General features: G+C 71.6%; 5 protein-coding genes and 1 pseudogene. 3 read left to right on the top strand and 3 right to left on the bottom strand.

Going from position 1 to position 5339, the window contains the following annotated elements:
• Positions 1-589 (bottom strand): annotated as a pseudogene (locus VF542_RS12690) (glutamate synthase subunit alpha); the annotation flags it as partial.
• Positions 590-833: 244 nt separating this feature from the next.
• Between VF542_RS12690 and VF542_RS12695 the strand changes: the two are divergent.
• Both VF542_RS12695 and VF542_RS12700 read left to right on the top strand, forming a co-directional pair.
• Positions 834-1490 carry an ankyrin repeat domain-containing protein gene (locus VF542_RS12695; protein WP_408652072.1) on the top strand — a complete coding sequence of 219 codons (657 nt, stop codon included), beginning with the start codon at positions 834-836 and terminating at the stop codon, positions 1488-1490.
• Complete coding sequence (locus VF542_RS12700; protein WP_408652073.1) at positions 1483-2250, top strand: ion channel; 768 nt, start codon at positions 1483-1485, stop codon at positions 2248-2250. The genes VF542_RS12695 and VF542_RS12700 overlap by 8 nt, the downstream gene beginning before the upstream one ends.
• A 27-nt stretch (positions 2251-2277) precedes the next feature.
• Here the strand turns inward: VF542_RS12700 and VF542_RS12705 are convergent, their stop codons facing one another.
• Positions 2278-3015 carry a VIT1/CCC1 transporter family protein gene (locus tag VF542_RS12705; protein ID WP_408652074.1) on the bottom strand — a complete coding sequence of 246 codons (738 nt, stop codon included), beginning with the start codon at positions 3013-3015 and terminating at the stop codon, positions 2278-2280.
• On the bottom strand, positions 2978-4168 hold the full coding sequence (gene lgt, locus VF542_RS12710) for a prolipoprotein diacylglyceryl transferase (protein ID WP_408652076.1): 1191 nt from the start codon (positions 4166-4168) through the stop codon (positions 2978-2980). Before lgt ends, VF542_RS12705 begins: the two co-directional genes overlap by 38 nt.
• 111 nt (positions 4169-4279) lie before the next feature.
• Between lgt and VF542_RS12715 the strand changes: the two genes are divergently transcribed.
• On the top strand, positions 4280-5266 hold the full coding sequence (locus tag VF542_RS12715; RefSeq protein ID WP_408652075.1) for a quinone oxidoreductase family protein: 987 nt from the start codon (positions 4280-4282) through the stop codon (positions 5264-5266).
• The last annotated feature ends 73 nt before the right edge of the window (positions 5267-5339 follow it).

Genomic DNA, 5339 nt, shown 5'->3' on the forward strand with positions numbered 1-5339 from the left:
GCGCGGACAGCGACGGGAAGTACAGCTGGTCGCCGGCCTCGGAGACCTTGCGCTCGGCCACCTTGCGCAGGCCGTAGGCCATCCGTTCCAGCCGCAGGCCACTCGCGGCACCCTCGGCGGCGCAGACGAACAGCTGCTCGAAGGCGGGCATCACCTCCAGCGCGCTCGGGCCGACGCCCTCGGTCGACACCGGCACCGGCCGCCAGCCGAGGACCCGCAGGCCCTCGGCGGCTGCGGTCTCGGCCACCACCGCCTTCACCCGGTCGCGGGCGGCCTCGCCGGTCGGCAGGAACGCGATGCCGGTGGCGTAGCTGCCCGGTGCCGGCAGCTCGATGCCCAGTTCGACGCCGGCCACCGCCCTCAGGAACTCGTCCGGGATCGCGACGGTGATGCCCGAGCCGTCGCCGCTCTCGGGCTCGGCGCCGGCGGCGCCACGGTGGTCCATGTTGTGCAACGCCGTCAGGGCGGTGCTGATCAGGGAGTGGCTCGGCCGGCCGCGGAGGTCTGCCAGGCAGGCCACCCCGCAGGAGTCGGTTTCGTTGCGCGGGTCGTACAAGCCCTGCGCGGCGGGCACTGCGGAGAAATGCACGCGTGCTCCCCTCGTCCGGGGCGCCAGCACGCTGGGGCCCTTTGCTGTCCGGTTCGCGATTTCGTGGCGATCCGTGTGGTCATTCGCGGGACAGCGTCGGCCCAGGTAGGTCAGTGCCCGCTCAGATTAGCGGCAAGAGCGTTCCCCCGGCGAGTTTCCCGGGAAGGGGCGCCTGGATGGGGGAAGGCGAATGCATCCGGGTGGGAACTTCTCGGCCCCGGGCTCGCAGTGGCACAGTGGTGACATGGTGGCACTGAGTGAGTTCTTCACCGCGATCGCGGTGGGTGACGTGGACGTGGTGCGCCGGATGCTCGACGAGGAGCCGGGGCTGCTGGGCAACCTCGGCCCGGACGGCGCGTCCCCGGCGCTGACCGCGCTGTACAACGGGCACGCCCAGCTGGCCGACGAGCTGGCCGCGCGCACCGGTGAGCTGTCGGTGTTCGAGGCAGCCGCGTTCGATGACACCGCCAGGCTGGCCGAGCTGATCGCCGCCGACCGGTCGGTGATCGACTCGTGGAGCGCCGACGGCTGGCAGGCGCTGCACCTGGCTGCCTACTTCGGCCGCGCCGAGGCCGCCCGGATGCTGCTGGACGCCGACGCCGAGGTGGCCGAGCCGTCCCGCAACGAGCTGGCGGTGCAACCGCTGCACGCGGCCGCGGCGGGTCGGCATTCGGAGCTGGTGTGGATCCTGATCGCCTCCGACGCCCCGGTGCACGCCCGCCAGCGCGGCGGCTGGACCCCGCTGCACTCGGCGGCGGCCAACGGCGACCTGGAATCGGTGCAGGCGCTGCTGTCGGCCGGCGCCGACTCCGCGGCGGCCAACGACGAGGGTCGGACGCCGATCGAACTGGCCTCACAGGAGACGGTGCGGGCGGCGCTGCTGGGCGGCAGCGTTGGCTGAGAGATTCACCCGGGCCCCGGGGGCAACGCCTATCGGGGCCCCGGCGGGACCACCGCCGCGCCGTTCGGGCCTGCTGGAGCGGGCCCGCCGGCAGCCCTCGGCGATCCTGCTGGTGACCCAGCTGTTCGGCGTGCTGATCTACCCCTTCCTGGGCGAGTCGCGGGCCGGCACCAGCGCGGTGTCGGTGTTCGGGCTGCTGGTGCTCGCGCTGGCCGTCTGGTCGGTGGAGACGACCGCCTGGACGGTCTGGGTGTCGATCGTGCTGGGCGTCCCCGCCGTGATCTTCACCATCTGCCAGGTCATCTCCGAAGCGTCGGCCTGGCGGGCCTGGGGGTCAGGCTTCGAGGCGGCGTTCTACTTCTACGCGGCCGGCAGCCTGATCTCCTACATGCTGGCCGACCGGACGATCACCCGGGACGAGCTGTTCGCCGTCGGCGCGACCTTCACCCTGCTGGCCTGGGCGTTCGCGCACCTGTACACCGTCACCCAGGTGATCTGGCCGGGATCGTTCGTAGCCGCGGTCAACTCGGGGTCGCCGCGGAGCTGGATGGAGCTGCTGTTCCTCAGCTTCACCACGCTGTCGAGCACGGGGCTGTCCGACGTGGTGCCGGTACGCCCGCACGCCCGCAGCTTCGTGATGATCGAGCAGGTGGCGGGGCTGGCCTACGTGGCGATGATCGTGTCCTGGATGGTCGGGCTGACGGTGGCCCGGGCGCGGGGGCGCGCCGAGCATCCTGAGTCGGCCGACGACCTCAACTGAGCCGGGTGCCCGGCCGGCGTTGCCGCCTCAGGCGACGTTGGCGCCGATCAGGTGGCCGATGCCGTAGGTGATCGCGAAGGTCACCGCGCCGAGTGCCAGCTGCCGGCCGCCGGCGTAGTACCAGGGCCGGGTGGTAAACCGGGCGGTGATCGCGCCGGTGATGAACAGCCCGGCCAGGGTCAGGATGGCCGCCAGCCACAGCACGTCCGCGCCGAGCAGGAACGGTAGCAGCGGCAGCAGCGCGCCGAGGGAGAAGGACAGGAACGACGAGCCCGAGGCCACCCAGGGATTGGGCAGGTCGTGGATGTCGACGCCCAACTCCTCCTTGGCGTGGATCTCCAGGGCCTGCAGCGGGTCCACCGACAGCTGCTCGGCGACCAGCTGGGCCAGTTCCGGATCGACTCCCCGGTCGATGTAGATCTGGGTCAGCTCGGCGAGCTCGGCCTCCGGGTTGTCCTCCAGCTCGATGCGCTCGGTCTCCACCTCGGCCTGCATCGACTCGTTCTGGCTGCGCACCGAGACGTACTCGCCGCTGCCCATCGAGAACGCGCCGGCCAGCAGGCCGGCCACCCCGGCGATCATCACCGGACGGGCGCCGGCACTGGCAGCCGCGACACCGGCGACCAGGCCGAAGTTGGAGACCAGCCCGTCGACCATGCCGAACACCGTCGGGCGCAACCAGCCGCCGGAGACCTCACGGTGCTCGTGGCCTACCGCGTGCTCGGGGTCACCGATCGGATGGTGCTGGATCGCCGGCGGGGCCATGGGCGGCGCCGCGGCTGCCGGTGGGCGCCTCGGACCGGCCTTCGGAACGCTGCTGGACATGATCTGAGTCTATTGCCGGGCTGTCGGTGGCGTGGGAGCCGGCACCGCCCGCGCTCTGCCGGTCTGCCGGGTTTGCCGAGTTCTCCGCCGGGCCGGCCGAGTCAGTCACCGGGCCGGTCGAGTTCTCGGTCGCATCAGCCGGGCGGTCGGCCGAGTCAGCCACCGAGCCGGTTGCTCGCTCGACAGGGCGATCCTCAGCCGCCGGAGCAGCGGGGTGGCCGGCCGAGCCGTCGAGAACATCGTCACCCGAGTCCCCGGGCCCGGCGACGCTGCGCGGGTTGCCCCGGAGCCGCAGGAACCAGGCCAGCGCCGCGAGGAAGACCAGGATCGACATCCAGCTGTTGACCCGCATCCCGAGGATCCGGTTGGCCTCGTCCGAACGCAGTGCCTCGATGAAGAACCGGCCGAAGGTGTAGCCCATCACGTAGAGCGCCAGAACCTGCCAGCGGCCCAGCAACCGGCGGTGGTCGGCCCACAGCAGCAGGGCGACGACCGCCAGGCTCCAGAGCATCTCGTAGAGGAACGTCGGGTGGTAGTAGCCCAGCACGATGGCCTTGCCGGCGGAATCCCGGGCGGCCTTGCCCGACACCACGTCCACCTCGTGGATCTGCAGCTTCCAGGGCAGCGAGGTGGCCCGACCGTACAGCTCGTTGTTGAACCAGTTGCCCCACCTGCCGATGGCCTGGGCGAGCAGCACGCCCGGTGCCGCGGAGTCGGCGAAGGCCCCGAAGTCCATCTGGTGACGGCGGCACCCTATCCAGGCCCCCAGTGCGCCCAGGGCGATCGCGCCCCAGATGCCCAGGCCGCCGTCCCAGATCTTGACGGCGTCCAGTGGGTGCTTGCCGCTGCCGAAGTACAGCTCCGGGTCGGTGATCACGTGGTACAGCCGGCCGCCGACGATGCCGAACAGCACGGCCCAGCCGGCCACGTCGCCGACCTGGTGCCTGCCGCCGCCGCGAGCCCGCCAGCGGCGATCGGTGAGCCAGAGCGCGACCAGGATGCCGGCCACGATGCACAGCGCGTACAGGTGGATCGACAGCGCCCCGAGCCGGATCACGCTCACCGTCGGAGAAGGGATGGCCGCTTGGATCATCTGCACGTGCACACCGTAGACGAGGAGGCGAAGCTCGCCGGTCATCGGCTCTGGCCGGTCCCGGGCGATGGCCGCTCATTGGCTCTGGCCGTCATTGGCTACCGTGAAGTCATGTCGACACAGCAGACCGACGCCCTGGTAGTGACCAAGCACGGTGGCATCGAGGTGCTGGAGGTGCAACCACGCGAGATCGACCGGCCTGGCCCCGGCCAGTTGCTGGTGCAGGTCGCCGCCGCCGGGGTGAACTTCATCGACACCTACCAGCGCGAAGGGGTCTACCCGATCCCGACGCCCTTCGTGCTCGGCGGTGAGGGTGCCGGGATCGTGCTGGCCACCGGCGAGGGCGTCACGACCGCCGTGGAGGGTGACCGGGTCGCCTGGTGCCAGACCCTGGGCAGCGCCGCGGGCCTGGTGCTGGTGCCCGAGAACGACGTCGTGCCGGTACCCGAGCCGGTGCACCTGGAGCAGGCCGCGGCGGTGCTGCTGCAGGGCATGACCGCCCACTACCTGCTCAACTCCACCTTCGCGGTGCAGCCCGGTGACACCGTGCTGGTGCACGCGGCGGCCGGCGGGGTGGGCCAGTTGCTGGTGCAGCTGGCCAAGGCCAAGGACGCCATCGTGATCGGGACCGTGTCCACCGAGGCCAAGGCGGAGAAGGCCCGCGCGCTGGGCGCCGATCACGTGCTGAACTACACCGAGGTCACCGACGTGGCCGCCGCGGTGCGCGAGCTGACCGGCGGCGTCGGCGTCGAGGTGGTCTATGACGGCGTCGGAAAGGCCACCTTCGACGCCTCGCTCGGCTCATTGCGCACCCGCGGCATGCTGGCCGTGTTCGGGGCGGCCAGCGGCCAGGTGCCGCCGTTCGACCTGCAGCGGCTGAACTCCGGCGGCTCGCTGTTCGTGACCCGCCCGACCCTGAAGCACTACATCGAGACCCGGCACGATCTGTTGACCCGGGCCGGCGCGGTGCTCAACGGCCTCGCCTTCGGCGGGCTGCAGGTGGAGATCGGCGGCCGCTACCCGCTCGCCGAGGCCGAGCGCGCCTACTCCGACCTGGAAGGCCGGCGCAGCACCGGCAAGCTGCTGCTCATCCCCTGACCGGACGGCTGCTCGACAGCCTGGCTGCGCCCGATCGTTGGCCGTAGGGCAGGCCGACACGCCGAGCGGCGCG

Source organism: Jatrophihabitans sp. (assembly GCF_036389215.1).
GTDB lineage: Bacteria > Actinomycetota > Actinomycetes > Mycobacteriales > Jatrophihabitantaceae > Jatrophihabitans_A.